We start from the raw sequence: 24,261 nt of genomic DNA on the forward strand, positions 1-24,261 counted from the left end.
GGCCTCGCCGCCCGCGGTGACGGCGAGCCGCTCGTGGCCGCGGGCACGACACGGCCCGTGCCGAGTTCAATCGAGGCGGCGAGCATCCTGCCCATCGCGGCCACCACCGACGGCTCCATCCGGTAGTGGACCCAGGTGCCTCGCCTCTCGGAGGTCGGCAGGCCGGCCCCCGGCCCGCCCGGCACCGCGACCTCGGCGACGGCGTGGGCGGCGTGACAGGGTGGCCTCGCCCGGGGGCCACTGCCGTCCGCGGACACACGGTTGCCGGATTTCGGCCACCGGCGGTCGCGTCGGGCGCCGCCGTCGGCCGGTCAGCCCACGTGTACCCGGGGGCGTCGGGCCCGGTTCCGTTCGGCCTCGCGCAGGACCTCTCGGGTGACGGGGGCGACCTCGCCCTGGCCGAAGAGGAAGAAGCGGAGGAAGTTGGCGAAGGGGCCGCCCTCCGTCCACTCGAAGTAGATGTGCGGTATGGCGCCGGTCGTGTCACGGACGTGCAGGAGCAGGGCGGCCAGGGCGTTGGGGATCGAGGAGGACTCCAGCGTCAGCACGCGGTAGCGGCCGTGCATCACCTCGCCCCGGACCGCCAGGCCCGCCTCGAACTCCGACGGGTCCGTGACCGTCACCTCCACGAAGACGAAGTCCTCGGCCGTGGGGACGTCGTTGTCGTGGCGGATCTGCTCGATCTTCTCGCGGTACTCGGTGAGGTCGCGGTTGTCCGGCTCGTTGGCGATGAAGCGGATCCTGCGGTGCGCGATGTCCCGTACGAAACGTTCCGCCATGTCGTCCAACTGCACACTGGTCACGCGGAGTTCGAAGGCGCGGGCCAGGCGGGAGAGGAGGGAGACGAGGATGATGCCGGCGATGAAGCAGGCGCCGATCTTCACACCGTCGGGGCGTTCGACGACGTTCAGGACGGTGGTGTAGAGGAAGACCGCCGAGATGACGCCGAAGGCGATGGTCCGGTTGCGCTGGCCGGCCTTGCGGGCGGCGATCGTCACCGCGATCGCCGCCGAGCTGATCAGGACCAGGACACCGGTCGCGTAGGCGCCGCCCTGGGCGTCCACGTCCGCGTCGAAGATCCAGGTGACCAGGAAAGCGACCAGGGTGAAGACGATGACCATCGGGCGGACCGCGCGCGCCCAGTGCGGCGCCATGCCGTACCGGGGGAGGTAGCGCGGCATCAGGTTCAGCAGACCGGCCATGGCGGAGGCGCCCGCGAACCAGAGGATGGCGATGGTGGAGACGTCGTAGACCGTGCCGAAGGCGTTCCCCAGGTAGTCGTGCGCCAGATACGCCAGGGCGCGCCCGTTGGCGTCGCCGCCCGGCTCGAACTCCTTCTCAGGGATGAGGAGCGTGGTGATGAAGCTCGTGCAGACCAGGAAGACGCTCATGATCACGGCGGCCGCCGTCAGGAGCTTCTTCGTGTCCCGGATGCGGCCCTTCGGATTATCCTCCGTGTCGCCCGGCTCGCCCTGTACGTGCGGCATGACCGCCACACCGGTCTCGAAGCCGGAGAGGCCGAGCGCGAGCTTGGGGAAGACGATCAGGGCCACGCCGATCATGACGAAGACATTGCCGTGCTCGGCGGTCAGGGCGGTCGACCAGTCGGTGACGACATGGCCTTCGGTGACGACGTGCCACAGGCCGGTCACCACGACCACGACGTTCAGCGCCAGATAGAGCGCCACCAGCGCCACCGCCACGCCGATGGCCTCCAGGAAGCCTTTGAGGAACACCGCCCCCAGCAGGGCGATGAGGATGAGCGTGATCAGAACCTGCTTGTCGTGCAGGACGTCGGTGAGGTGGGGGTTCTCGATCAGGTGGGTCGAGGCGTCCGCGGCCGAGAGGGTGATCGTGATGAGGAAGTCGGTCGCCGCGAAGCCCAGCAGGGTCAGGACGAAGAGCTTGCCCTTCCAGAACGTCAGCAGGCGCTCCAGCATCGCGATCGACCCCTCGCCCCGGGGGCTCTCCTCGGCCACGCGACGGTAGACGGGGAGCGCGCCGGCGAGGGTGACGATCACGAGGACGACGGTCGCCACGGGGGAGAGGAGACCGGCGGCGAGAGCGGCGATGCCCGGCTGGTAACCGAGGGTGGAGAAGTAGTCGACGCCTGTCAGGCACATCACCCGCCACCAGGGGCGACCCTGGTGCGCGGGCTCCGGCTCGGCGTGCGGCCCGGTGTGTCCGCCGCCCTTGCCCATGTCGGACAGACCCTCCAGCATCCACGCCCGCAGGCGGCTGGTACGGGTGCCCTCCGTGGTGGCCATGAACGCTCCTGACGTGCGGTGATACGAACGTTTCCGGCCATCGCAAGACCGCCGCATCAGCGTAGGCAACGAGTGATGCCCAGGCCATGGGGAACTGAACCGGGCGGCGTCAAGACCGCGTTAAGGTCTGCGCCGACGTCGCGCCCGCGCCCGAGGCGCCGCCCCGGTTCGGTCGCGTGCCCGCCACTGATGCGCCGCCCCGGTTCGGTCGCGTGCCCGCCACTGATGCGTCGGCCCGGTTCGGTCGCGCGCCCGCCGGCCCGATCCGGTGCCCCGTATCCAGCCCGCCCTGGCCACTCGCTTTTCCGGGGCGCGGGCGGCGGCGCGTCAGAGGTCCGTCAAGGGTGTCGGCATCGCCGTCAGGGACGTGTCAAGGCCGACCGATTCCGGCCGGCAAGGAGGTTTGCTCCAGTCGTCCGACTCATTTTTCGAACCTCTTCAAGCTCTAGGAGTTCGCGATGGCCGATGTGGCCCTCGTCGTCGTCACGGTCGCGGTGTTCGCGCTGGTGGCTCTGGTCGCCAAGGGGGTGACCCGGCTGTGACCGTCGAGAACGTCGTCGGCCTGGTCGTGGCCGTCGCCCTGCTGGGCTATCTCGTCCTCGCCCTGCTCTTCCCGGAGAGGTTCTGAGCACTGTCATGGGTCCCGTACCTGCCGGCGTCCTCCAACTGCTCGCCCTGATCGCGGCGCTGGCCCTCGTCCACCGTCCCCTCGGCGACCACATGGCCAGGGTGTACTCCTCCGACAAGCACCGGCGTGTCGAGAAGTGGCTCTACAGGGGTATCGGTGCCGACCCCGACACCGAGATGCGCTGGCCCGCGTACCTGCGCGGCGTCCTCGCCTTCTCGGTCGTCGGCGTTCTCTTCCTCTACCTCCTCCAGCGGCTCCAGGGCGTCCTACCGGGCTCGCTCGGATTCGCCTCCGTCGACCCGGACCAGGCGTTCAACACCGCCGCGTCCTTCGTGACCAACACCAACTGGCAGTCGTACTACGGCGAGCAGACCATGGGCCATGTCGTGCAGGTCGCCGGTCTCGCCGTACAGAACTTCGTGTCGGCCGCCGTCGGCATGGCGGTGGCCGTGGCCCTCGTACGGGGCTTCGCCAGGTCCCGCAGTGGTGAACTCGGCAACTTCTGGGCCGACCTGGTGCGCGGTGTCACCCGCATCCTGCTGCCGTTGTCGTTGGTCGCGGCCGTCGTACTGGTCGCCTGCGGTGCCATCCAGAACTTCTCCGGCATCCACGAGGTCGGACAGTTCACGGGCGGCTCGCAGCAGTGGAACGGCGGCGCGGTCGCCTCGACGGAGGCCGTGAAGGAGATCGGCACGAACGGCGGCGGCGTCTTCAACGCCAACTCCGCCCACCCGTTCGAGAATCCGACGCCCTTCACGAACCTCTTCGAGATCTTCCTGATGCTCGCCGTCCCGTTCGCCCTGACCCGCACCTTCGGGACCATGGTCGGCAGCGTCAGGCAGGGCTACGCGATCCTCGCCACCATGGCCACCATCTGGGTCGGGTTCGTGGCGCTGATGATGTGGACCGAGTTCGCCCACCACGGCCCGGCGCTCCAGATCGCCGGCGGCGCGATGGAGGGCAAGGAGGTCCGGTTCGGGGTCGGCGGTTCGTCGATCTTCGCCGTCTCGACCACGCTCACCTCCACGGGCGCGGTGGACTCCTTCCACTCCTCCTTCACCGGGCTCGGCGGCGGCATCACCATGCTCGGCATGATGCTGGGCGAGATCGCGCCCGGCGGCACCGGCTCCGGCCTCTACGGCATGCTCGTCATGGCGATCATCGCCGTGTTCATCGCCGGGCTGATGGTCGGCCGTACACCCGAGTACCTGGGCAGGAAGATAGGCACCCGCGAGATCAAGCTCGCCGCCTGCTACATCCTCGTCACGCCCGCGCTCGTCCTCGTCTTCACCGCGGCGGCCATGGCCCTGCCGACGCCGGGCCGCTCCATGACGAACTCCGGCGCGCACGGATTCTCCGAGATCCTCTACGCCTATACGTCCGCGTCGAACAACAACGGCTCGGCCTTCGCCGGGCTGAACGCCGACACCCGGTGGTTCAACAGCACGCTCGGCATCGCGATGCTGCTGGGCCGGTTCCTGCCGATGATCTTCGTCCTCGCCCTCGCCGGTTCGCTCGCAGAGCAGAGACCCGTGCCGGTGACGGCGGGCACACTTCGCACCGAAAAGCCCCTGTTCACGGGGTTGTTGGTGGGCGCGATCCTGATCATCACCGGGCTGACCTACTTCCCGGCCCTCGCGCTGGGCCCGCTCGCCGAAGGACTGGCGTCATGACCACCGACGTAACGAAGCAAGAGGACGAGATGTCCACGGCCACTCCCACCCGGGCGCCGCACAGTGACGTGCCCACCGGGCACGGGTCCGGCGAGGGCCGGGTCGGCGCCGGACTCTTCGACCCCGGGCAGCTGATCAGGTCGCTGCCGGACGCCCTCCGCAAGCTCGACCCGCGCGTGATGGTCAAGTCGCCCGTCATGTTCGTGGTGCTGGTCGGGTCCGTACTGACCACGCTCTTCTCGTTCGCGGACCCGACCGACTGGTTCGGCTGGACCATCAGCGCCTGGCTCTGGCTGACCGTGGTCTTCGCCAACCTCGCGGAGGCGGTCGCGGAGGGACGCGGCAAGGCGCAGGCCGACACTCTGCGCAAGGCCAGGACGGACACCGTCGCCCGTCGGCTCTCCCCGGACACAGCGGCCGAGGAACGCGTGCCCGGCACCGAACTCCGCGTCGGCGACCGCGTCGTCTGTGAGGCCGGTGACATCATCCCCGGCGACGGTGACGTCGTCGAGGGCGTCGCGGCGGTCGACGAGTCGGCGATCACCGGTGAGTCGGCCCCGGTCATCCGGGAGTCCGGCGGCGACCGGTCCGCCGTCACCGGCGGGACGAAGGTCCTCTCCGACCGCGTCGTCATCAAGATCACCACCAAGCCCGGTGAGACCTTCATCGACCGGATGATCAACCTCGTCGAGGGCGCGGCCCGGCAGAAGACGCCCAACGAGATCGCGCTGAAGCTCCTGTTGGCATCGCTGACCGTCGTGTTCCTGCTGGCGGTGGCGACCCTGCCCCCGTTCGCGGACCACGCGGGCACGCACCTCACGATGGTCGTCCTGGTCGCGCTGCTGGTCTGCCTCATCCCGACCACGATCGGCGCGCTCCTGTCCGCCATCGGCATCGCGGGGATGGACCGGTTGGTCCAGCGCAACGTCCTCGCGATGTCCGGCCGGGCGGTCGAGGCCGCCGGAGACGTGTCGACGCTCCTGCTCGACAAGACGGGCACGATCACCCTCGGCGACAGGCAGGCCGCCGAGTTCGTTCCGGTGCGTGGCACCACCGAGTCCGAGGTCGCCGACGCCGCCCAGCTCTCCTCGCTGGCCGACGAGACACCGGAGGGCCGCTCGGTCGTCGTACTGGCGAGGACGAGCTACGGGCTGCGGGAACGGCACAAGGGAGAGCTGACCGGTGCCGAGTGGATCGCCTTCACCGCCCAGACACGGATGTCGGGTGTGGACGTCGACGTGCGCAAGGTCCGCAAGGGCGCGGCCGGTTCGGTCACCGCCTGGGTGCGGGAGCGGGGCGGAACGGTCGCCGAGGATGCGGACGGGATCGCCGATCGGATTGCCGGAGCGGGCGGCACGCCCCTGCTCGTGGCGGTCGAGGACGCCGACGGAGCACGGGTGTTGGGCGTCATCCACCTCAAGGACGTCGTCAAGGACGGCATGCGTGAGCGGTTCGAGGAACTGCGGCGCATGGGCATCAGGACCGTCATGATCACGGGCGACAACCCACTGACCGCGAAGGCGATCGCCGAGGAGGCGGGCGTCGACGACTTCCTCGCCGAGGCCACCCCCGAGGACAAGATGGCCCTCATCAAACGGGAGCAGGCCGGTGGCAAGCTCGTCGCGATGACCGGCGACGGTACGAACGACGCGCCCGCGCTGGCCCAGGCGGACGTCGGTGTGGCCATGAACACCGGGACCTCGGCCGCCAAGGACGCCGGCAACATGGTCGACCTCGACTCCGACCCGACCAAGCTCATCGAGATCGTCGAGATCGGCAAGCAACTCCTCATCACCCGGGGCGCGTTGACGACGTTCTCCATCGCCAACGACGTCGCGAAGTACTTCGCGATCATCCCGGCACTGTTCGCTGCCGTGTACCCGGGCCTGGACAGGCTCAACATCATGCGGCTGTCCTCGCCCGACTCGGCGATCCTCTCCGCGGTCGTCTTCAACGCGCTGATCATCATCGTGCTGGTGCCGCTCGCGTTGCGGGGTGTGCGGTACCGGCCGATGAGCGCGGACAGGCTGCTCCGCCGCAACCTCGCCGTCTACGGTCTCGGCGGTCTCGTCGCGCCCTTCATCGGCATCAAGATCATTGACGTACTCGTCTCGCTCATCCCCGGGATCGGCTGAAGGACATGAACACCTCCCTTGTGAACACCGCCCGCCTCCTGGGGGCGGGACTGCGGGCCCTGCTCGTGCTGACGCTCGTCACCGGGGTCGTCTACCCGCTCCTCGTCACCGGCTTCGCCCAAGCTCTCTTCCACGACAAGGCGAACGGCTCCGAGATCAGGGACCACACCGGCCGGGTCGTCGGCTCCTCGCTCATCGGGCAGTCGTACGACCTGCCGCCGAAGAAGGGCCAGGAGACCCCGGAGGCCGACCTGAAGTGGTTCCAGGGCCGCCCCGCGCGCGGCCTCGGCACCAACAGCGTCAACACCCGCTACAAGCTCATCCTCTCCGGTGCGACCAACCGCTCCGCCGACAACGAACAGCTCATCCGGTGGGTGAAGGACGCCAAGGCCGCTGTGATCAAGGACAACTCCGTGGCCGGCCACCCGGTCGCGCCGTCCGACGTGCCCGCCGACGCGGTCACCTCCTCCGGCTCAGGCCTGGACCCGGACATCTCCCCGCAGTACGCCGACCTCCAGGTCCGCCGGGTGGCGGAGGAGAACGGACTGCCCGTCGGCCAGGTGCGGAAACTCGTCGACGAGCACACCGACGGCCGCACCCTCGGCTTCATCGGTGAGCCCCGGGTGAACGTCCTCGAACTGAACATCGCGCTCAAGGCACTCGCGGCGAAGAGCTGAGGGCACCCTGTTCGCCGCCGGCCGGGCACTGGGGCTGGCCATCGCCGCCGTACCGGCGCTGCTCTCGATGGCCCTCCCGGCGGAGGTGTTCGTCAACCTGGTGCGGGTGGCCGCGTTGTGCGGGGCGGCGGGGATGGCGTTCGTCCTGGACGATCCCGCCCGGTACACCACCGGTGTCCTTCCCGTGCCGCGTCCGCTGCGGCAGGCGTTGCGCGTGGCCGTCGTCCTGCCGGCGGTCACGGCCTGGTGGGTGGCGGTGCTGGCCGTGCTGTGGGCGGGCACCGACGCCGGGGAACGGGCCGCGTTGCCGTCGGGGGCGGTCACGGCCGAGGCCGGCACACTGTGCGCGCTGGCGCTCGCTCTGGCCGCGGCGACGGTGCGGTTCAGCGCCATGAGTGTGCCGGGGCCCGCAGTGGCGGGCGCCGTGCTGGCGCTGCCGGTCATGGCCGGCGCGCTCCTCCCGCCACGCTTCGCGCTCTTCGCACCGCCGGGCGACCTGCGCTGGAACGACGCCCACGTGTTGTGGGCCGGAGCTCTCGCCGCCGTGCTCACCGCCTGGCTGGTGTGCGCCCCGGAGCCGCGCCGCCGCTTGGGAGGCCTGCGCCCGCAGCGCGGTGGGGGCGGCTGACCCTCACCGTCCGCCGGTGGGGAGTGCCGCGGTGCCGGGACCGGGACCGGAGTCCTGGGGCCCGGCATGTCTCCGCCCAGGACGCGGAACCGTCCACCCGCCTCGCCCCCGCCGGGGCCACCGCAAGCTCGCCAACCGCAGTGGCGGGAGCTGGAGGACGACGCCTCGACCTTCCTGTCACGTGCGACGGGTGGCCTCGACATGAGGGAGGACCGTCACACGGGGCGATGGCATGTCTCCTGGCCGCTGCCGGTGTGCCCCATGAACTCCTCGGCCCGGAAGAGGCCTCGGAACGCCGGCCGCACCTCCGCATCACGGGCCCCGTGCTGTACCAACCCGACGCGGACCTCGTCGTCGACGCCGATCGGACCGTCGAGGCCTGCGTGCGGCGCGCGATCATGGTCCACGGTCATGGCCCCAGCCACCCCCCTGCGTCCCGGCGACGCCCTGCAGTTCGACGGCGAGGACCCGCGCGGCCCCGAACGCCTCGTCGAACTCCCGATCCGCTTCCTGACGGTGACGGCTTTCGGGGACAGCCCCCAGCACTGAGCCCGAGCGTCGGGGCCGGTATCGCACCGTGCGCAGTGCCGGGCGCCCCGGACCCGCCATCTGGCGGAGGTCCCACGCCGACCGCTCACGCAGGTCCGTGAGGCGGCGCCGTTCCGGGAGCGCGGCGGCTGGAGGCGGGGACGGGCCCCGGACCGCAGCGGCGCCCGGACCGTCACCGGCGACGCCGCGGGTGCGGGCCCCGGCCGTACGGGAGAACCTGGGTGGACCTCCCGGAGGAGAACGATCATGACCCGACCGGTCCACGCATCCTCGCGCGGGGTGCGCCGGATCACCTTGGACGCCGCAGGGGTGCCGCTGTCCGCCCTGCTCGTCGAGCCGCCCGACGGTTCCGCGCGTGCCGTCGTGGTCGCGGTGCACGGCGGGGGCATGAACGCGGGCTACTTCGACTGCCGGGCCCACCCCGGGCAGTCGCTGCTGACCCTGGGGGCGGGCCTCGGCTACACCGTCCTGGCCGTGGACCGGCCGGGCTACCGACACTCCGCCGCCCGGCTGTCCCAGGGACAGGACCTGGCGGAGCAGGCCGTCTCACTGCGTGCGGCTCTGCGGGACTTCGCCTCCCGCCACACCACGGGCGCGGGTCTGTTCCTCCTCGCCCACTCCTACGGCGGCAAGGTGGCGCTCACCGCCGCCGCGGACCCCACCGGTCTGCCGCACCTGCTCGGGCTGGACATCTCCGGCTGCGGGCACGTCTACGCCGTCGAGCCGCACGAGTTGCCCACCACCGACGACGACGGTGGCCGACTGCGCAGGAGCTGGGGGCCGCTGCGTCTGTATCCGCCCGGCACCTTCGCGGCGATCGGCTCGGTCGTCGAGCCCGTGCCCGCCCTGGAACGGGCCGAGCTGGCCCGCTGGCCGTTGCTCTTCCGTGCCACAGCGCCCCGCGTCCGCGTGCCCGTACGGCTGACCTTCGCCGAGCACGAGGCGTGGTGGCGCCACGACGACGCGTCCCTCACCGATCTGGCGGCGCACTTCACGGCCACCTCGCGTGTGCACGTCGATCGCCAGCCGGCGGCCGGGCACAACATCAGCCTCGGCTGGGCCGCCCGCTCCTACCATCTGCGCGCCCTCGCGTTCCTCGAAGACTGCCTGGCCTCCCGCGAAGCGACCCTCACTCCGCACCCCGCCGTCCGCCCCCTGCCGTCCGCGACGGCCTCCTGACCCTCCCCCGCCCACTCGGGACAGCCTTCCGCTCGCTGTCCGTCCGCGACTTCCGGCACTTCGGGTGCGGACAGGTGCTCTCGGTGTCCGCAGATAGCACAGGCCGCCGGCGGCCGGCCATCGCAGTGAGCCGGGCGGCGACCCGCGACACCGGGCCGGGCGCCCGCCGTGCACCCCCTGATCCTGCGGGCTCCGGCCCCTCGCCGCCCTCCTGGACGGCAGGATCCGGCTCATCGGTAGCCTGCTTCTTCATGACGCGCGCTTGGATTCTGCCGATGCTGCTTGTGTGCTGCGGCTCAGTCGTCGCGACGGGGCTGATCTTCAGAGGGAGCCCCGTCGGAGCTTTGGCACTCCTGGTCGTTTTCGTACTGCTGGCAGGCGTGAACTCGCCTCTGCTCTTCCCGAAGTCCATCGGTGCGCTGGAAGCGCAGAGCCGCAGCGCGGTCGACGGGCGGCCGGTCGTCTACTGGCGGTCGGGCTGCAAGTACTGCCTCCGACTGCGCATCCGGCTGGGCCGAAGCGCCCGGCAGATGCACTGGGTCGACATCTGGCGCGACCCGGCCGGAGCGGCGGCGGTGAGGTCGGCCAACCATGGCGACGAGACCGTGCCGACCGTGTTCGTGGCGGGTCGGCCGCACGTCAACCCCACTCCGGAGTGGGTGCGCGAACAGCTCGTCCCTCCCGCTTGAATCCACGCGACGGCATGGCTGCCGGTGGCGCGACGGTGCGTGTCTCCTCGACGTCGGCGGTGGGTGCGGTCGGCGACGACGTCCCGGAGTCCGACCGGCGTAGGCTCCGCGTGGCCGCCGACTTCCCGGCGCCCCTGCGGCCCGCCGCAGTCGACGGTCGCAGCGATCCGAGCGGAGCTTGGTCCGGTGGAGTGAAGCCGGGGACGTGTATGGACAGTGCGAGGACTCACTCTCCCCGCATCCACGCCCGCGTTCCGAACGAGGCACACGCGCGTGAGGCCACCGCGGCCGCTTCGCGCAGGGCATCCGCGAAGCCCGGCGACGTCACATCGTCCTGCACCGCGAGACGGTGGGCGAGCGCACCGTGCAGGACGTCACCCGCGCCGAGCGTGTCCGCTACTTGTACGGCAGGGACGTCCACCGCGCCCCCGGCGTGGGGCCCCGCCCACAGGATGGGCTGCCCGCCCCGGCTGACCGCCGACCAGCCGACCCCGTTGTCCCGCAGGAACCGCAGGGTGTCCGTCGGCGCGGCCGTCCGCGTCCCGGCGCCGGGCGGGCGGAAGTCGTCCGAGCAGACGGCCACGTCGATCCACGGCAGCAGCCGCTCCGTGCCGGCTTTCCAACTGCCCCCGTCGAGAACGGTCCGGCGTCCGGCGGCACGCGCCGCGCGGGCGGCGGCCGTGGCCAACTCCAGGTGGTGGCCGTCGAATTCGACGACGTCACAGGCCGCCACCAGCGCGTCGAGGCCGTCGGGCGGGGCGAGCCGGTGCGCCGTCGCGTTGGTCGAGGAGACGGCACGGTCTCCGCTGGACGCGGTCACCAGGACGGACGACACGGCGGGCGGCTCGACCGAGCCGGCCGCCAGGTCCACCACGTTCACGCCCAGCCGGTCCAGGTCCGCCGCCACAACGATCCCCAGCGGATGGCAGCCGATCGCGGTGAGCAGCGTGGCCGAGCCGCCCAAGTGGGCGAACGCGACGGCCGCGTTCGCGGCCGGACCGCCCGCGGCCACGACCTGCTCACGAGCCGTCAGCTTCTCGTTGACCCCCGGCACATGGTCGACGAGCTGGATCACATCCAGCGTGCACAACCCGACGAACAGACCCTGTGGACGTTTCCGCGCCGCCACCGCCGGCTCGTGGACTGACTCCATCAGGGTTTCCGCTCTCGTGTCGCACGGTCGACTCGGCGACCATCTTCCACGACGGTCGCTCGGACGGCATCGGTCGCGATGGACCACTGCCCCTGCGTCGGCCGACGGGGAACGGTTCGCCGGTGAGAGGCCGGTCCTGCCCGGCCTGTCAGGTCAGCACCCTGCGGACGAGGTGTAGGAGGCGCTCCTCCAAGCGCCGTTGAGGTAGATGTGGTACACCCCGTCGATCCGCCGGAAGGTGACCTGCCCCGAGTTCTCCCATCCGACGTACCTGATGTCCCGGTTGTTGCCGAGGTCGGTGAGGGAGTTGTCCGCGACGCCCATGGTGAGGGGCCCCGCGCTGCCGTCGTCTTTCAGGCCGTACCAGTTCTGGAAGGCCTTGGTGGCCGCGATGGTACCGGTGCCGAAGTCGCAGTCGATGGCGCCGGTGTAGAACCCCTCAGCCTTCATGACCAACTGCCACAGCGCCACCGCCCTGGTGTTGTTGTTGGAGTTGTGGTCCACGGGGCCCTCGTCGCCCCAGTCGTTCCGCACACCGGCGTTGCCCCAGTCGGCGCCACCGATGACGCCGCTGGAGACCGACGCGCCGGCCGTCGGCGCCGTCAGGACGCCGCCGCAGACGACGGCCGCGGTGGTGAGGGCGAGGGTGATGCGCTTGGAGAGTCTCAAAGGTTGTCCTTTCCTATGACGGCGATCGTCACCGAGCCGTCGGGGTCAAAGGTGGTGGAGTCGCGTCCGGCGGTGCGCCGGGACGGAGAGCCGACGCCCGCGTACAGCCGTCCGCAGGTCGCGGGCGCGACTCAACCGGGTCGGCGGGACGAAGTCCTGCCCTTGTGACACATGGCAGGCACACCGGTCGGCCCACTCCACCCGGTGGTTCGGGCCGCGACGCGGCACCAGGACTCGAGTGTCACGGGTGAGGGGTGGGATGTCGTTGTCGATCGGCGCCACCTCGTTGACAACGCGTGCCGGACCTTTCCCCGCGCGGGTCATGGGTGCAGCCGGCGGTATTCCTGGGGACTGAGCCCGTGGGCGGTGCGGAAGGCTCGGCTGAAGTGGGCGGGGTCCGTGAACCCCCAACGGGCGGCGATGGCGCGGACGGGGTGCGCGTGCAGGCGAGGGTCGGCCAGGTCGCGGCGGCAGAGCTCCAGCCGACGGGTGCGGATCCATCCGGCGACGGTCATGTCCGCTTCCCCGAAGAGCCGGTGCAGGGAGCGCAGAGAGATGTTGTGGGCTGCCGCGATCATGCTCGGGGACAGCTCGGGGTCGCCCAGGTGCCGCTGGACGAAGGCACGGATCTCCAGCAGTCGCGCATCGCGTTGGGTACCCTCCGGCACCGGGGTGCCCGTCTCCAGGTGATGGGCCAGGAAGGCGGTGACCAGGTCGAGGGTGACGGTCGTCAGGCGGGCGCCGTCCGCCACGGTGTAGGCGGCGGCGTCCGCGGTGAGTTGGGTGAGGTAGCCGGACAGCAGGGCGCCCATCGGCTCCCGCCCGGACAGGCGCGTGCCCGTGAGCCGGCGGACCTGGTCGGCCGGGAGCGGCAACAGCGCCCGGGGGAACTGCACCATCACTCCTTGCACCGTGTCGTGACCGGCGGCCGCCCAGCCATGCCATGGACGCGAGGTGTCGTAGAGCACGGCTTCGCCCGGCCCACTCGTGATGTCACGGCCGCCCTGCAGGATCCGGTGGCTCCCGCGCAGGGTCAGCAACAGTTGTAAGGACTCGGGATCGGAGGAACGGATCATGCTCGCCGGCCGACGTGACTCCAGCGACGGATAGGCCAGTGAGGACACCTGCACCCCGCCCAGATCCAGCACCTGCGCGTCTGCCCGGAAGTCCGCTTCATGGTCACTGCGGAGCACGCTGGGGGCGAACGAGCAGGCCGCCCTGTCGTACCAGGAGGAGAACCGCTCGGCGACCGGCAGGTCCTGCGTCCGGAATCGCGTCACCAGCACCATGCGCTCTCCCACGACGAGGCCCTGCTCGTCGGCCGTTCCCTCAACACCCTTACGGAGGCCGGTACTTGCGCTGAGGGAAGTACCGGTGCCATTCGGCTCCGGTGATCTTCGGGAAGGTCGTGACGTGGAACCTCCCAGAAGGCCCGTGGCCTCCCGCCCACGCCCCAACCGCCCTGCCCCTGCGGCGAATTCGACTAACGGACCGTCCCCGTCGTCCAGCGGTCGCTCTCCGCGCGGCATCGCCGCCCCTCCCCCATGGTCCCCGCAGTCCCTGTGGCTCCCCGTTCCCCCGTGCCACAGGCGGCACTGCTGCTCCGCATTTTTCAGGAGTTGCGTGTTCGGCACCAGTGACCGACGCGAACGATGTGCCGGTCGACGTGTCCGGAGCGCACGGCCCGACCGGCGGCAGCCGGAGGAGCACGGGCCATACCCCGAGAACTGAACGCCACGGGAGGGAGCACGAGCATGATCAAGCGAACGCCGTCACCGGCGCGGCAGCCCCCTTCCTCGCCGCAGCCGCAGCCGCAGCCGCAGCCGCAGCCGCAGCCGCAGCCGCAGCCGACCCGGCCCCGGTGCCGTCGGCCCGGCCCCGGCCCCGGCGCCCAGCGCCTCGACCGACACGGCCCATGGGCGCACCCGCCCGCCCCTCCTCCCCTCGCCACTCCCGCTTACTCCCGCCACTCCCACCTCACAGGCGCTCGCAGAACCGGGCGCCTGTGAGGCATGCGGCGTGGCAGGGTAGGGGGTCGGGCGTTTCGGTCGGTCGCGCGCCATGCGTGGCATGCCCGGCGCACAATGAACCCTGAAAGCAGTGCATGCAGTCGATCTGTGAGCCCATGGACGACGGCTCCGGTCGTACGGAGAGAGGGAACGATGGGCGAGCAAGGTGTCGCCTCGGCCGCGGTCGACGCCAGGGGGCTGGTCATCGCATGGAGTGCGGGCGCCCGACGGGTCCTCGGGTACGAGCACGCGGAGGTGGTCGGCCGCCGGGCGGCCGACCTGCTGGCCGATGTCCTTCCGGCCTCGGCCCGGAGCCGTCTCGCCGAGCCGGCCGACTGGCAGGGCCCCGTACACGCGCGGCATCGGGACGGTCACGGCGTGGAACTGGAGCTGGAGGCGCACCCGCTCCTGGACTCGGCGGGGGAAGCCCAGTGGTTTCTGACGGCCACGGTGCCGGAGCCCGCCGCGCGGCTGCGTAGATGGGCCCTGGACCAGCTCCCCGTTCCGATCGCGCTCTTCGACCAGGACGGACTCGCGGTGTCCGCGAACTCCGCGATGGAAGGGGTGATGGGCAGGCCGCAGAAGGACCTGCTCGGTCGACGGGTGGGGGAGTCCGTCGACGGAAAGCGACGGATCCCGGGCTTCGAGGGACTCGACGACGCGGTGCAGCGCGTACTGCGAACGGGTGAGCCGATGCCGTACGAGGCCTGGCTGCGCGCACCGGGCGAGGCCCGTGAGCACGCGTGGCTGGTGTCGCTCAGCCCGCTGAAGGACGACAGCGGCGAGGTACGGGGCATGTGTCTGGCCGCGATCGACAGTACGGAGCAGTTCCTGGCCCGCCGGCGTCTGAGCATGCTCAACGAGTCCGGCAACCGGATCGGCTCCACCCTGGACGTGACGCGCACCGCCGAGGAGCTCGCCGAGGTGTGCGCGGATCATCTCGCCGACTTCGTCGTCGTGGACCTCCTGGACTCGGTACTGGCCGGTGAGGAGGCCACCCCCTCGCCCGGTACCGATCCCCTCGTCTTCCGCCGCACCGCCCAGCGGTCCGTGCTGGCCGGCTGCCCCGAAGCCGTGATCCCGGTCGGGAGCAGGCACACCTACGTCGAGGGGTCGCCGCCGGGCCGCGCGCTGACCACCGGCCGGGCCCTGCTGTACGAGGTCGACGACGCCACCGGGCAGCCCTGGGCGGGCTCACCGGAGCGTGCCCGCAGTATCGAGGTCCACGGCATCCACTCGATGATGGCCGTGCCCCTGCGCGCCCGGGGCATCACCCTCGGCCTGTCGATCCTCGCCCGCCACCGCACGGCCGAGCCCTTCGGCGAGGACGATCTGCTGCTGGCCGAGGAACTCGCCGCCCGCGCCGCGGTCTGCGTCGACAACGCCCGCCGCTACACCCGCGAACGCGCCATCGCCCTCGAACTGCAACGCAGTCTCCTGCCCCACCGCGCACCCCGGCAGGCCGCCGTCGAGGTCGCCTCCCGCTACCAGCCGGCCAGCACACGCGCCGGGATCGGCGGCGACTGGTTCGACGTCATCCCCCTGTCCGGCGCCAGAGTGGGGCTCGTCGTGGGCGATGTCGTCGGCCACGGTGTGCAGGCGTCCGCCACCATGGGCCGGCTCCGCACCGCCGTCCGCACCCTGGCCGACGTGGACCTGGCGCCGGACGAGCTGCTCACCCAGCTGGACGACATCGTCCTGCGCCTGGACTCCGAGCGGACGGCGGACGAGGCCGAGGACGCGGAGAGCCCGGGCGAGATCGGCGCCACCTGCCTGTACGCCGTGTACGACCCCGTCTCGCGCCGCTGCTCCATGGCCAGGGCCGGTCACCCGCCACCGGCGCTGATCGGTCCGGACGGCGAGGCCGCCTTCCTCGACCTGCCGATCGGGCCGCCGCTGGGCGTGGGCGGGCTGCCCTTCGAAACCGCGGAGTTCGACGTCCCCGAGGGCAGCGTGTTCGCCTTCTACACCGACGGCCTGGTCCAGGCGCCGGACCGCGACCTGGACGACGGACTCGCGCGGCTGCGCCAGGCTCTCTGCGGCACGGGCCGTCCCCTGGAGGAGACCTGTGACGCGGTGCTGCGGAACCTGCTGACGGAGCGGCCCGTCGACGACGTGGCCCTGCTCCTGGCCCGGACCCGGGCACTGGACGCCGACCGGGTCGCCACCTGGGACGTTCCCGCCGACCCCGCGTTCGTCGGCCATGCCCGCAAGCTGGCCTGCGATCAACTGGCAGCCTGGCGGCTGGAGGAGGCCTCCTTCGTCACGGAACTCATCGTCAGCGAGCTGGTCACCAACGCCATCCGCTACGGCGGGTCCCCGATCCAGCTGCGGCTGATCCGCGAGACCACACTGATCTGCGAGGTCTCGGACTCCAGCAGCACCGCTCCGCACATGCGCCGGGCCCGCGCCTTCGACGAGGGCGGCCGTGGCCTCCTGCTCGTCGCCCAGCTCACCCAGCGCTGGGGCAGCCGCCACACCCGCACGGGCAAGACCATCTGGGCCGAGCAGGCTCTCCCCGACGAGGAGCAGAACGCGTAGACAGCCGACGGCGCCGACGACGGTGGAACTTCTTGACCGCCGGTCGACGCTCCACGATGCTGTGTTGCGGTAGGTGCGATGCGTACCGTATTAAGCAACTGCAGACTCAGGTCTCGTTACTGCCGAGGAGTGGCCATGGCTCACCAGGTCCGTGCTGTCGTCGCGCGGGGCAAGGGTGCCCCCGTCAGCCTGGAAACGATCATTGTGCCCGACCCCGGACCGGGGGAGGCCCTGGTGAAGATCGAGGCCTGCGGGGTCTGCCACACCGATCTGCACTACAGGGAGGGCGGCATCAACGACGAGTTCCCCTTCCTGCTGGGCCACGAGGCGGCCGGCGTCGTGGAGTCGGTGGGGGAGGGTGTCACCGATGTGGCCCCCGGTGACTTCGTCATCCTCAACTGGCGTGCGGTCTGCGGGCAGTGCCGGGCCTGTCTGCGCGGACGCCCGTGGTACTGCTTCAGCACCCACAACGCGAAGCAGAAGATGACCCTGCTGGACGGCACCGAGCTGTCTCCGGCGCTGGGTATCGGCGCGTTCGCGGAGAAGACGCTGGTGGCGGCGGGGCAGTGCACGAAGGTCGACCGCGCCGCCTCCGCGGCCGCCGCCGGTCTGCTGGGGTGCGGGGTGATGGCCGGCATCGGCGCGGCCATCAACACCGGCAACGTCGGGCGTGGTGACAGCGTGGCCGTCATCGGCTGTGGCGGCGTCGGGGCCGCGGCGGTCGTCGGGTCGAACCTGGCGGGCGCGGCGAAGATCATCGCGGTGGACATCGACGACGCCAAGCTGGACACCGCCAGGAAGCTGGGCGCGACCCACACCGTCAACTCGAAGAACGTCGACGCGGTCGAGGCGATCCGCGAGCTGACCGGCGGCTTCGGCGCCGACGTCGTCATCGAGGCGGTGGGCCGCCCGGAGACGTACAAGCAGGCCTTCTACGCCCGCGACCTGGCCGGCACGGTCGTCCTGGTCGGCGTCCCCACCCCGGAGATGAAGCTGGAGCTGCCCCTCCTCGACGTCTTCGGCCGCGGTGGCACGCTGAAGTCCTCCTGGTACGGCGACTGCCTGCCCTCCCGCGACTTCCCGATGCTCATCGACCTGTACCTCCAGGGTCGGCTGGACCTGGACGCCTTCGTCACGGAGACCATCGCGCTGGACGACGTGGAGAAGGCCTTCGAGCGGATGCACCGCGGCGACGTACTGCGCTCGGTCGTGGTCCTCTGATGGCCGCCCGCATCGAACATCTCGTCACCTCGGGGACGTTCTCACTGGACGGCGGCACCTGGGACGTCGACAACAACGTGTGGATCGTCGGCGACGACGAGGAGGCCGTCGTCATCGACGCCGCACACGACGCCGGGGCGATCGCCGAAGCCCTCGGCGGGCGCACGCTGCGGGCCATCGTGTGCACGCACGCCCACAACGACCACATCGACGCCGCGCCCGAACTCGCGGCGCGCACCGGGGCTCCGATCCTGCTCCACGCCGGCGACCTGCCGCTGTGGAAGCAGACCCATCCCGACCGGGCACCCGACGGCGAACTCACCGACGGCCAGGTCCTCACCGTGGCGGGTGTCGACCTGACCGTGCTGCACACTCCCGGCCACGCTCCCGGGGCGGTCTGTCTGTACGCGCCGGTCCTGACGGCTCTCTTCAGTGGCGACACCCTGTTCGCGGGCGGGCCGGGAGCGACGGGAAGGTCGTACAGCGACTTCCCGACCATCGTCGACTCGATCCGCGACCGGCTGCTGACGCTGCCCGGCGACACCGTCGTGCACACCGGACATGGTGATGCGACCACCGTCGGCGCGGAGTCCCCGCACCTCCAGGAGTGGATCGACCGCGGCTTCTGACCGCCCCCGCGACAACCCCCGCACGGCGCCCGTACCCCCCTGTTCCCGCAGGTGGTACGGGCGTTTCGGGCTGCCCCGAGGACGGTCGGCGGAGCCGCCCGAAGCGGGCCCTTCGACGCCTTGACAAGGATTCTGGGCGACCTCAGACTGTTGTTGCGCTTACCGCAATCCGTTTCGCTATACGCACCCGAGGTGTCATGATGATTCCCGCGTGCCGTCTCGCAGATCTCCCGCGAGGCGAGGCCATCCGGCTCGACATCGACCCGCCGGTCTCGGTGTTCCACACCGACGACGGCGAGGTGTTCGCCATCGACGACACCTGCACCCACCAGGACGCCTCGCTCGCCGACGGCTGGCTGGAGGGCTGCGAGGTGGAATGCCCGCTGCATGCTTCGAAGTTCGACCTGAGGACGGGTGCCGTCGACTCCCCGCCGGCCAAGCTTCCGGTCCGGACCCACGAGGTCGTCATCGAGGACGGCATGATCCACGTCCGGGTGTCCACGGACGCCCCCAATCTGCCGCCCTGCGTCGCGGCCCGGCTCGCCGGAGGTCCCGCGTGAGGACCGTGGCCGTCGTGGGCGCCTCGCTGGCCGGTCTGTCGGCGGCGCGCTCGTTGCGGAAACAGGGCTACGACGGACGGCTGGTCGTCATCGGCGACGAGTCCCACCGTCCGTACGACAGGCCCCCGCTGTCCAAGGAGTTCCTGGCCGGCGACCTGGGCGAGGCCGACCTCGCCCTGGAGACGGACGGCGAGGACCTGCGGGCCCAGTGGCTCCTCGGAGCCCGCGCCACCGGCCTGGACCGCACCCGGCGTGCGGTCCGGCTCGCCGACGGCAGGGAGATCCAGGCCGACGGCCTCGTCATCGCGACCGGCGCGGCCGCACGCCGGCTGCCCGGTTCCGAGGGCCTGGCCGGCGTCCACGTCCTGCGCACCCTGGACGACGCCCGCGCCCTGCGGGACGAACTGGTCCAGGGGGGACGGCTGGTCGTGATCGGCGGCGGATTCGTCGGCGCCGAGGTGGCCTCCACCGCCTATGCGCTCGGGCTGGAGGTGACGGTCGTCGAAGCGGCACCCACGCCCCTCGCCGCCCCGCTCGGCCAGGCCATGGGCAGCATCGTCTCCGCCCTCCATCTGGACCACGGCGTACGGCTGTTGTGTGGAGTCGGCGTCAAGGGCCTGAGCGGGGAGCGCAAGGTCGAGGCCGTCCTGCTGGAGGACGGCCGCAGCATCCCCGCCGACCTCGTCGTCGTGGGGGTGGGCGCACTCCCGTGCGTCGACTGGCTGGAAGGATCCGGCGTCGCGCTCGACAACGGCGTGAAGTGCGGCGCGGACGGCCGCACCAGCCTGGCCGGCGTGGTCGCGGTCGGCGACTGCGCCTCCTGGTACGACCCCCGCGCGGGCGAGCATCGCCGCGTGGAGCACTGGACCGGCGCACTGGAACGCCCGGCGGCGGCCGTCGCCACCCTGCTGGCCGGGGGAGCGGTGGAACCGGGTGTGCCCCGGCCGCCGTACTTCTGGTCGGACCAGTACGGCGTCAAGATCCAGTTCGCCGGTCACGCGGCCGGCGCCGACAGCGTGACGGTCGAGGAAGGCGCACCCGACGACCGCAACATCCTGGCGGTCTACCGGCGCGCCGGCCATCCGGTCGCCGTCCTCGGGATGAACCAGCCACGGCTGTTCACCCGTTGGCGCAAGCAGCTCGCCGCCGCGGCCTCCTGACCCGGCACGCGCTCCACCCCACGCTGCGGCCGCCACGGCACGCAGCGTCGCTTCACCTCCACCGCCGTCCGGATTCGCTCTTCCCGGCGCGTGACCGCCCGATCCACGACGTTCCTCCGAGGAGTGCCCTGTGACCTCGACCAGCCTGCCGGACAGCCTGATCGCCACCCTCCCCGGCTCCTCCTACACCGATCCCGCGATCTTCGCACTGGAACAGGAACGCATCTTCGAGACGATGTGGTTCTGCGCCGCCCGCTCCTCGGACCTGGCGAAGCCCGGTGCCTTCCGCACCGTCGACGTGGGCCGCGAGAGCATCCTGATCACCCGAGCCCGGGACAACTCGATCCGCGCCCACTTCAACGTCTGCCGGCACCGTGGGGCCAAGCTCTGCACGGAGGAGAGCGGCGAGGTCAAGCGGGCCTTCCAGTGCCCGTACCACGCCTGGACCTACGGCCTGGACGGCAAGCTCGTCGCGGCTCCCAACCTCACCAAGATGCCCGACGTCGGCCGCACCGAGTACGGCCTGGTGAGCGTGGCCGTCCGCGAATGGCTCGGCTACGTCTGGGTCTGTCTCGCGGAGAACCCGCCCTCGTTCGAGGAGGACGTGCTGGGCGCGGTCGTCGAGCGGCTCGGCGACGTCGAGTCGATCGAGCGCTACGACATCGACAACCTCTCGGTGGGCAAGCGGATCGTCTACGACGTCAAGGCCAACTGGAAGCTCATCATCGAGAACTTCATGGAGTGCTACCACTGCGCCACGATCCACCCCGAACTCACCGAGGTGCTGCCCGAGTTCGCGGACGGCTACGCGGCCCAGTACTACGTCGGGCACGGCGCCGAGTTCGGTGAGGAGGTCCAGGGCTTCACGGTGGACGGCTCCGAGGGGCTGGACCGCATTCCCGGCGTCGCCGAGGACCAGGACCGCCGCTACTACGCGATCACCGTCAGGCCGCAGGTCTTCATCAACCTCGTCCCCGACCATGTGATCTTCCACCGGATGTACCCGGTGGCCGTAGACCGCACGATCGTCGAGTGCGACTGGCTCTACCTCCCGCACGTCGTCGAGAGCGGCAAGGACGTCAGCCGGTCCGTGGAACTCTTCGACCGGGTCAACCGGCAGGACTTCGAGGCGTGCGAGCGGACGCAGCCCGGAATGCACTCACGGCTGTATGCCAAGGGCGGTGTACTGGTGCCCAGCGAGCACCACATAGGCGCCTTCCACGACTGGGTGACCGAGCGCCTGGGCGGCTCGCAGTAGCCGGGCGGGTCAGCCCAGGTAGCCCATGCGGTGGCTGATCTCCTCGGCGCCCTTGATCAGCACGGGGGCCAGCTCGCGCATCCGCTCCTCGGTGAACCGGTACGAGGGGCCGGAGGCGGTGAGCGCCGCTATGACCTCGCCCTCCCGGTCGAGCACCGGCGCGGCCATGGCGTGCAGGCCGATCTCCAGCTCCTCCTGGGTCCAGGCGTAACCGGCCTCCCGTACCTCGACGAGGTGCTTCTCCAGCTTCGTCCTCGAGGTGATGGTGTGCGGTGTGACCTTCTTGAGGCCGGCCTCGGCGAGCAGCGCGGCGCGCTGCTTGGCGGGCAGATAGGCCAGCAGGACCTTGCCGCTCGACGTCGCGTGCAACGGGGTGAGCTGGCCGACCCAGTTGTGCGCGGTGACCGCTCCGGGACCGCGCACCTGGTAGAGGTTGACCGCGTAGTGCTCCTGCAGCACGGCGATGTTGACGGTCTCGCCGATCTCCTCGGCCAGGCTCTCGCAGACGGGGCGGCCCTGCTGGGTGATGTCGATGCGTCCCGTCACCGCGCCGGCCAGGCGTACGATGCCGAAGCCGAGGCGGTACTTGCCCCGCTCGCCCGCCTGCTCCACCAGGCCGCGCGCCTCCAGGGCGCCGAGAAGGCGGAAGGCGGTGGACTTGTGAACTTCGATTTCCGCGGCCACTTCGCTGACGCCCGCCTCGCCCCGGTGGGCCAGGATCTCCATCACGCTGATGGCGCGGTCCACGGACTGCACTCCGCCGGCCTGCGAGTTCGAGGTCTCCGTGTCGTTGCTGTAGTTGCTCACAGTGAAACTATACGCGTAGTAAACAACACCATTGCAAGTAACGACGGCGAAACACTGACCTTGCAAGTTGCGTTGTTCGCAACCTAGTGCGTATAGCGCTACTCGACTAGCATGCTCGCGTATCTACGGCGCGAGCGAGACGAGGCACCATGGCTCCCTTGCAATACGACTTCGTCATCGTCGGCGGCGGATCAGCCGGCTGTGCATTGGCGAACAGACTCTCCGCGGACCCGGCGAACCGGGTGCTGGTGCTGGAGGCCGGCCGGTCCGACTACCCGTGGGATGTCTTCATCCACATGCCCGCGGCGCTGACCTATCCGATCGGCAGCCGGTTCTACGACTGGAAGTACGAGTCCGAGCCCGAACCCCACATGGGCAACCGCCGCGTCTACCACGCCCGCGGCAAGGTGCTGGGCGGCTCCAGCAGCATCAACGGCATGATCTTCCAGCGCGGCAACCCCATGGACTACGAACGCTGGGCGGCCGACGCGGGGATGCAGAACTGGGACTACGCGCACTGTCTGCCGTACTTCCGGCGCATGGAGAACTGTCTCGCCGCCGACCCGGACGACGAGTTCCGCGGCCACGACGGCCCCCTCGTCCTCGAACGGGGCCCCGCGACCAACCCCCTCTTCGGTGCCTTCCTCAAGGCCACCGAGGAGGCGGGCTACGCACCCACGGACGACGTCAACGGCTACCGGCAGGAAGGCTTCGCCAAGTTCGACCGCAACGTCCACCGCGGACGTCGGCTCTCGGCCTCGAAGGCGTACCTCAAGCCCGCCACCAAGCGGCCCAACCTCACCGTGAAGACCCGTGCCCTCGTCACCCGTGTCCTCTTCGAGGGCAAGCGCGCCGTCGGTGTCGAGTACCGGCGCGGGCGCGGCGCCCCCCAGCAGGTCCGCGCCGGGGAAGTGATTCTCAGCGGCGGCGCGATCAACTCCCCGCAGCTGCTGCAGCTCTCCGGCGTCGGCAACGCCGAGGAGCTGAGCGCCCTCGGCATCGACGTCGTCCACGACCTCCCGGGCGTCGGCGAGAACATGCAGGACCACCTGGAGGTCTACGTCCAGTACGCCTGCAAGCAGCCGGTCTCCATGCAGCCGTACATGGCGAAGTGGCGCGCGCCCTTCATCGGGCTGCAGTGGCTCTTCCGCAAGGGCCCCGCCGCCACCAACCACTTCGAGGCCGGCGGGTTCGCCCGCAGCAACGAGGACGTCGAGTACCCCAACCTGATGTTCCACTTCCTGCCGATCGCCGTCCGCTACGACGGCTCCTCGCCGGCCGGCGGCCACGGCTACCAGGTGCACGTGGGACCGATGTACTCCGACGCCATCGGCTCGGTGAAGATCAAGAGCAAGGACCCGCGCGAACACCCCGCGCTGCGGTTCAACTACCTCTCCACGGAGCAGGACCGCCGTGAGTGGGTCGAGGCGATCCGCGTGGCCCGCAAGCTCCTCAGCCAGCCCGCGCTCGCCCCGTACAACGACGGGGAGGTCTCGCCCGGGCCGCAGGTGGAGTCGGACGAGGAGATCCTCGCCTGGGTCGCGAAGGAGGGCGAGACCGCCCTGCACCCGTCCTGCACCTGCAAGATGGGCCCCTCCACCGACGAGATGGCCGTCGTCGACCCGGACAGCCTGCGGGTGCACGGCGTCGAGGGGCTGCGCGTGGTGGACGCGTCGGTGATGCCGTACGTCACCAACGGCAACATCTACGCACCGGTGATGATGATCGCGGAGAAGGCCGCCGACCTGATCCTGGGCAAGGAGCCGCTGGCGCCGTCCAAGGCCGCGTACTACCGCCACCGTGACGCCCAGCAGCAGGCGGGGTAGGGG

22 protein-coding genes and 1 pseudogene are annotated in these 24,261 nt (G+C 70.7%); 15 read left to right on the plus strand and 8 right to left on the minus strand.

Annotated features, from left to right (window positions below; all coding sequences use genetic code 11):
- Positions 1-71: 71 nt before the first annotated feature.
- Together OG858_RS43280 and OG858_RS43285 are read right to left on the minus strand one after the other, a co-directional pair.
- A pseudogene (locus OG858_RS43280) lies at positions 72-167 on the minus strand (transcriptional regulator); the annotation flags it as partial.
- A 144-nt stretch (positions 168-311) separates the two neighbouring features.
- Positions 312-2,267: an APC family permease gene (locus OG858_RS43285; protein ID WP_319260158.1), complete on the minus strand. Its 1,956-nt coding sequence runs from the start codon at positions 2,265-2,267 to the stop codon at positions 312-314.
- Positions 2,268-2,805: 538 nt separating this feature from the next.
- Between OG858_RS43285 and kdpF the strand changes: the two genes are divergently transcribed.
- From kdpF to OG858_RS43310, 5 genes are all read left to right on the plus strand, one after another.
- Positions 2,806-2,895: a K(+)-transporting ATPase subunit F gene (kdpF, locus tag OG858_RS43290; RefSeq protein ID WP_046702884.1), complete on the plus strand. Its 90-nt coding sequence runs from the start codon at positions 2,806-2,808 to the stop codon at positions 2,893-2,895.
- An 8-nt stretch (positions 2,896-2,903) separates the two neighbouring features.
- Complete coding sequence (gene kdpA / locus OG858_RS43295; protein WP_086750649.1) at positions 2,904-4,568, plus strand: potassium-transporting ATPase subunit KdpA; 1,665 nt, start codon at positions 2,904-2,906, stop codon at positions 4,566-4,568.
- Positions 4,565-6,703 carry a potassium-transporting ATPase subunit KdpB gene (kdpB, locus tag OG858_RS43300; RefSeq protein WP_328543864.1) on the plus strand — a complete coding sequence of 713 codons (2,139 nt, stop codon included), beginning with the start codon at positions 4,565-4,567 and terminating at the stop codon, positions 6,701-6,703. Before kdpA ends, kdpB begins: the two co-directional genes overlap by 4 nt.
- A gap of 5 nt (positions 6,704-6,708) precedes the next feature.
- The gene (locus OG858_RS43305) at positions 6,709-7,380 is read left to right on the plus strand and encodes a potassium-transporting ATPase subunit C (protein WP_086754293.1); all 672 of its coding nucleotides are present in this window, start codon (positions 6,709-6,711) and stop codon (positions 7,378-7,380) included.
- A 67-nt stretch (positions 7,381-7,447) separates the two neighbouring features.
- Complete coding sequence (locus OG858_RS43310; RefSeq protein WP_256961175.1) at positions 7,448-8,008, plus strand: ABC transporter; 561 nt, start codon at positions 7,448-7,450, stop codon at positions 8,006-8,008.
- Between the two features lie 215 nt (positions 8,009-8,223).
- Here OG858_RS43310 and OG858_RS43315 read toward each other — a convergent pair whose 3' ends face one another.
- Entirely contained in the window at positions 8,224-8,421 is a 198-nt protein-coding gene (locus OG858_RS43315; protein ID WP_179201501.1) for a hypothetical protein, read from the minus strand.
- Here OG858_RS43315 and OG858_RS43320 point away from each other — a divergent pair.
- The 3 genes from OG858_RS43320 (at position 8,420) to OG858_RS43330 (ending at position 10,425) form a co-directional block, all read left to right on the plus strand.
- Entirely contained in the window at positions 8,420-8,557 is a 138-nt protein-coding gene (locus OG858_RS43320) for a hypothetical protein (RefSeq protein ID WP_256961176.1), read from the plus strand. The two genes, OG858_RS43315 and OG858_RS43320, sit on opposite strands and share 2 nt — an antisense overlap.
- A gap of 246 nt (positions 8,558-8,803) precedes the next feature.
- The gene (locus OG858_RS43325; protein ID WP_179201502.1) at positions 8,804-9,736 is read left to right on the plus strand and encodes an alpha/beta hydrolase; all 933 of its coding nucleotides are present in this window, start codon (positions 8,804-8,806) and stop codon (positions 9,734-9,736) included.
- Between the two features lie 251 nt (positions 9,737-9,987).
- Positions 9,988-10,425, plus strand: coding sequence for a glutaredoxin domain-containing protein (locus OG858_RS43330; protein ID WP_319065276.1), 438 nt, complete (start codon positions 9,988-9,990; stop codon positions 10,423-10,425).
- Positions 10,426-10,651: 226 nt separating this feature from the next.
- Here the strand turns inward: OG858_RS43330 and OG858_RS43335 are convergent, their stop codons facing one another.
- From OG858_RS43335 to OG858_RS43350, 4 genes are all read right to left on the minus strand, one after another.
- Positions 10,652-11,578: a PfkB family carbohydrate kinase gene (locus tag OG858_RS43335; protein WP_086753931.1), complete on the minus strand. Its 927-nt coding sequence runs from the start codon at positions 11,576-11,578 to the stop codon at positions 10,652-10,654.
- A gap of 153 nt (positions 11,579-11,731) precedes the next feature.
- The gene (locus OG858_RS43340; RefSeq protein WP_086753929.1) at positions 11,732-12,247 is read right to left on the minus strand and encodes a peptidoglycan-binding domain-containing protein; all 516 of its coding nucleotides are present in this window, start codon (positions 12,245-12,247) and stop codon (positions 11,732-11,734) included.
- Between the two features lie 320 nt (positions 12,248-12,567).
- On the minus strand, positions 12,568-13,536 hold the full coding sequence (locus tag OG858_RS43345; RefSeq protein WP_319065275.1) for an AraC-like ligand-binding domain-containing protein: 969 nt from the start codon (positions 13,534-13,536) through the stop codon (positions 12,568-12,570).
- Between the two features lie 483 nt (positions 13,537-14,019).
- A complete protein-coding gene (locus OG858_RS43350; protein ID WP_328543863.1) occupies positions 14,020-14,172 on the minus strand; it encodes a hypothetical protein in 153 nt (50 codons plus the stop codon).
- A gap of 237 nt (positions 14,173-14,409) precedes the next feature.
- On the opposite strand from OG858_RS43350, the gene OG858_RS43355 reads away from it, so the two are divergent.
- From OG858_RS43355 to OG858_RS43380, 6 genes are all read left to right on the plus strand, one after another.
- Positions 14,410-16,797 (plus strand): SpoIIE family protein phosphatase, encoded by a 2,388-nt coding sequence (locus OG858_RS43355; protein WP_319065272.1) that lies wholly within the window; start codon positions 14,410-14,412, stop codon positions 16,795-16,797.
- Positions 16,798-16,932: 135 nt separating this feature from the next.
- Positions 16,933-18,018, plus strand: coding sequence for an S-(hydroxymethyl)mycothiol dehydrogenase (locus OG858_RS43360; RefSeq protein ID WP_037698163.1), 1,086 nt, complete (start codon positions 16,933-16,935; stop codon positions 18,016-18,018).
- Entirely contained in the window at positions 18,018-18,647 is a 630-nt protein-coding gene (locus tag OG858_RS43365) for an MBL fold metallo-hydrolase (RefSeq protein WP_319065270.1), read from the plus strand. The genes OG858_RS43360 and OG858_RS43365 overlap by 1 nt, the downstream gene beginning before the upstream one ends.
- Before the next feature lie 197 nt (positions 18,648-18,844).
- Positions 18,845-19,207: a bifunctional 3-phenylpropionate/cinnamic acid dioxygenase ferredoxin subunit gene (locus tag OG858_RS43370; RefSeq protein WP_037698159.1), complete on the plus strand. Its 363-nt coding sequence runs from the start codon at positions 18,845-18,847 to the stop codon at positions 19,205-19,207.
- Positions 19,204-20,367 (plus strand): NAD(P)/FAD-dependent oxidoreductase, encoded by a 1,164-nt coding sequence (locus OG858_RS43375; RefSeq protein ID WP_328543862.1) that lies wholly within the window; start codon positions 19,204-19,206, stop codon positions 20,365-20,367. Before OG858_RS43370 ends, OG858_RS43375 begins: the two co-directional genes overlap by 4 nt.
- A gap of 130 nt (positions 20,368-20,497) precedes the next feature.
- The gene (locus OG858_RS43380) at positions 20,498-21,625 is read left to right on the plus strand and encodes an aromatic ring-hydroxylating oxygenase subunit alpha (RefSeq protein WP_086753183.1); all 1,128 of its coding nucleotides are present in this window, start codon (positions 20,498-20,500) and stop codon (positions 21,623-21,625) included.
- A 9-nt stretch (positions 21,626-21,634) separates the two neighbouring features.
- On the opposite strand, the gene OG858_RS43385 is transcribed toward OG858_RS43380, so the two are convergent.
- Positions 21,635-22,381, minus strand: coding sequence for an IclR family transcriptional regulator (locus OG858_RS43385; RefSeq protein WP_086753191.1), 747 nt, complete (start codon positions 22,379-22,381; stop codon positions 21,635-21,637).
- Between the two features lie 200 nt (positions 22,382-22,581).
- On the opposite strand from OG858_RS43385, the gene betA reads away from it, so the two are divergent.
- Positions 22,582-24,258, plus strand: coding sequence for a choline dehydrogenase (gene betA, locus OG858_RS43390; RefSeq protein WP_086753185.1), 1,677 nt, complete (start codon positions 22,582-22,584; stop codon positions 24,256-24,258).
- Positions 24,259-24,261 lie beyond the last annotated feature (3 nt).

The sequence above is a fragment of the Streptomyces europaeiscabiei genome, assembly GCF_036346855.1.
In the GTDB taxonomy this organism is placed as follows: domain Bacteria; phylum Actinomycetota; class Actinomycetes; order Streptomycetales; family Streptomycetaceae; genus Streptomyces; species Streptomyces europaeiscabiei.

What these genes read in the sequence shown, in the direction of transcription:
- OG858_RS43305 (WP_086754293.1), top strand. Translation starts at nt 6,709, where the DNA reads ATGAACACCTCCCTTGTGAACACCGCCCGCCTCCTGGGGGCGGGACTG.
- OG858_RS43330 (WP_319065276.1), top strand. Translation starts at nt 9,988, where the DNA reads ATGACGCGCGCTTGGATTCTGCCGATGCTGCTTGTGTGCTGCGGCTCA.
- OG858_RS43365 (WP_319065270.1), top strand. Translation starts at nt 18,018, where the DNA reads ATGGCCGCCCGCATCGAACATCTCGTCACCTCGGGGACGTTCTCACTG.
- kdpA (WP_086750649.1), top strand. Translation starts at nt 2,904, where the DNA reads ATGGGTCCCGTACCTGCCGGCGTCCTCCAACTGCTCGCCCTGATCGCG.
- OG858_RS43370 (WP_037698159.1), top strand. Translation starts at nt 18,845, where the DNA reads ATGATGATTCCCGCGTGCCGTCTCGCAGATCTCCCGCGAGGCGAGGCC.
- OG858_RS43320 (WP_256961176.1), top strand. Translation starts at nt 8,420, where the DNA reads ATGGCCCCAGCCACCCCCCTGCGTCCCGGCGACGCCCTGCAGTTCGAC.
- kdpB (WP_328543864.1), top strand. Translation starts at nt 4,565, where the DNA reads ATGACCACCGACGTAACGAAGCAAGAGGACGAGATGTCCACGGCCACT.
- OG858_RS43355 (WP_319065272.1), top strand. Translation starts at nt 14,410, where the DNA reads ATGGGCGAGCAAGGTGTCGCCTCGGCCGCGGTCGACGCCAGGGGGCTG.
- OG858_RS43315 (WP_179201501.1), bottom strand. Translation starts at nt 8,421, where the DNA reads ATGACCGTGGACCATGATCGCGCGCCGCACGCAGGCCTCGACGGTCCG.
- OG858_RS43335 (WP_086753931.1), bottom strand. Translation starts at nt 11,578, where the DNA reads ATGGAGTCAGTCCACGAGCCGGCGGTGGCGGCGCGGAAACGTCCACAG.
- betA (WP_086753185.1), top strand. Translation starts at nt 22,582, where the DNA reads ATGGCTCCCTTGCAATACGACTTCGTCATCGTCGGCGGCGGATCAGCC.
- OG858_RS43310 (WP_256961175.1), top strand. Translation starts at nt 7,448, where the DNA reads ATGGCCCTCCCGGCGGAGGTGTTCGTCAACCTGGTGCGGGTGGCCGCG.
- OG858_RS43360 (WP_037698163.1), top strand. Translation starts at nt 16,933, where the DNA reads ATGGCTCACCAGGTCCGTGCTGTCGTCGCGCGGGGCAAGGGTGCCCCC.
- OG858_RS43325 (WP_179201502.1), top strand. Translation starts at nt 8,804, where the DNA reads ATGACCCGACCGGTCCACGCATCCTCGCGCGGGGTGCGCCGGATCACC.
- OG858_RS43345 (WP_319065275.1), bottom strand. Translation starts at nt 13,536, where the DNA reads ATGGTGCTGGTGACGCGATTCCGGACGCAGGACCTGCCGGTCGCCGAG.
- OG858_RS43285 (WP_319260158.1), bottom strand. Translation starts at nt 2,267, where the DNA reads ATGGCCACCACGGAGGGCACCCGTACCAGCCGCCTGCGGGCGTGGATG.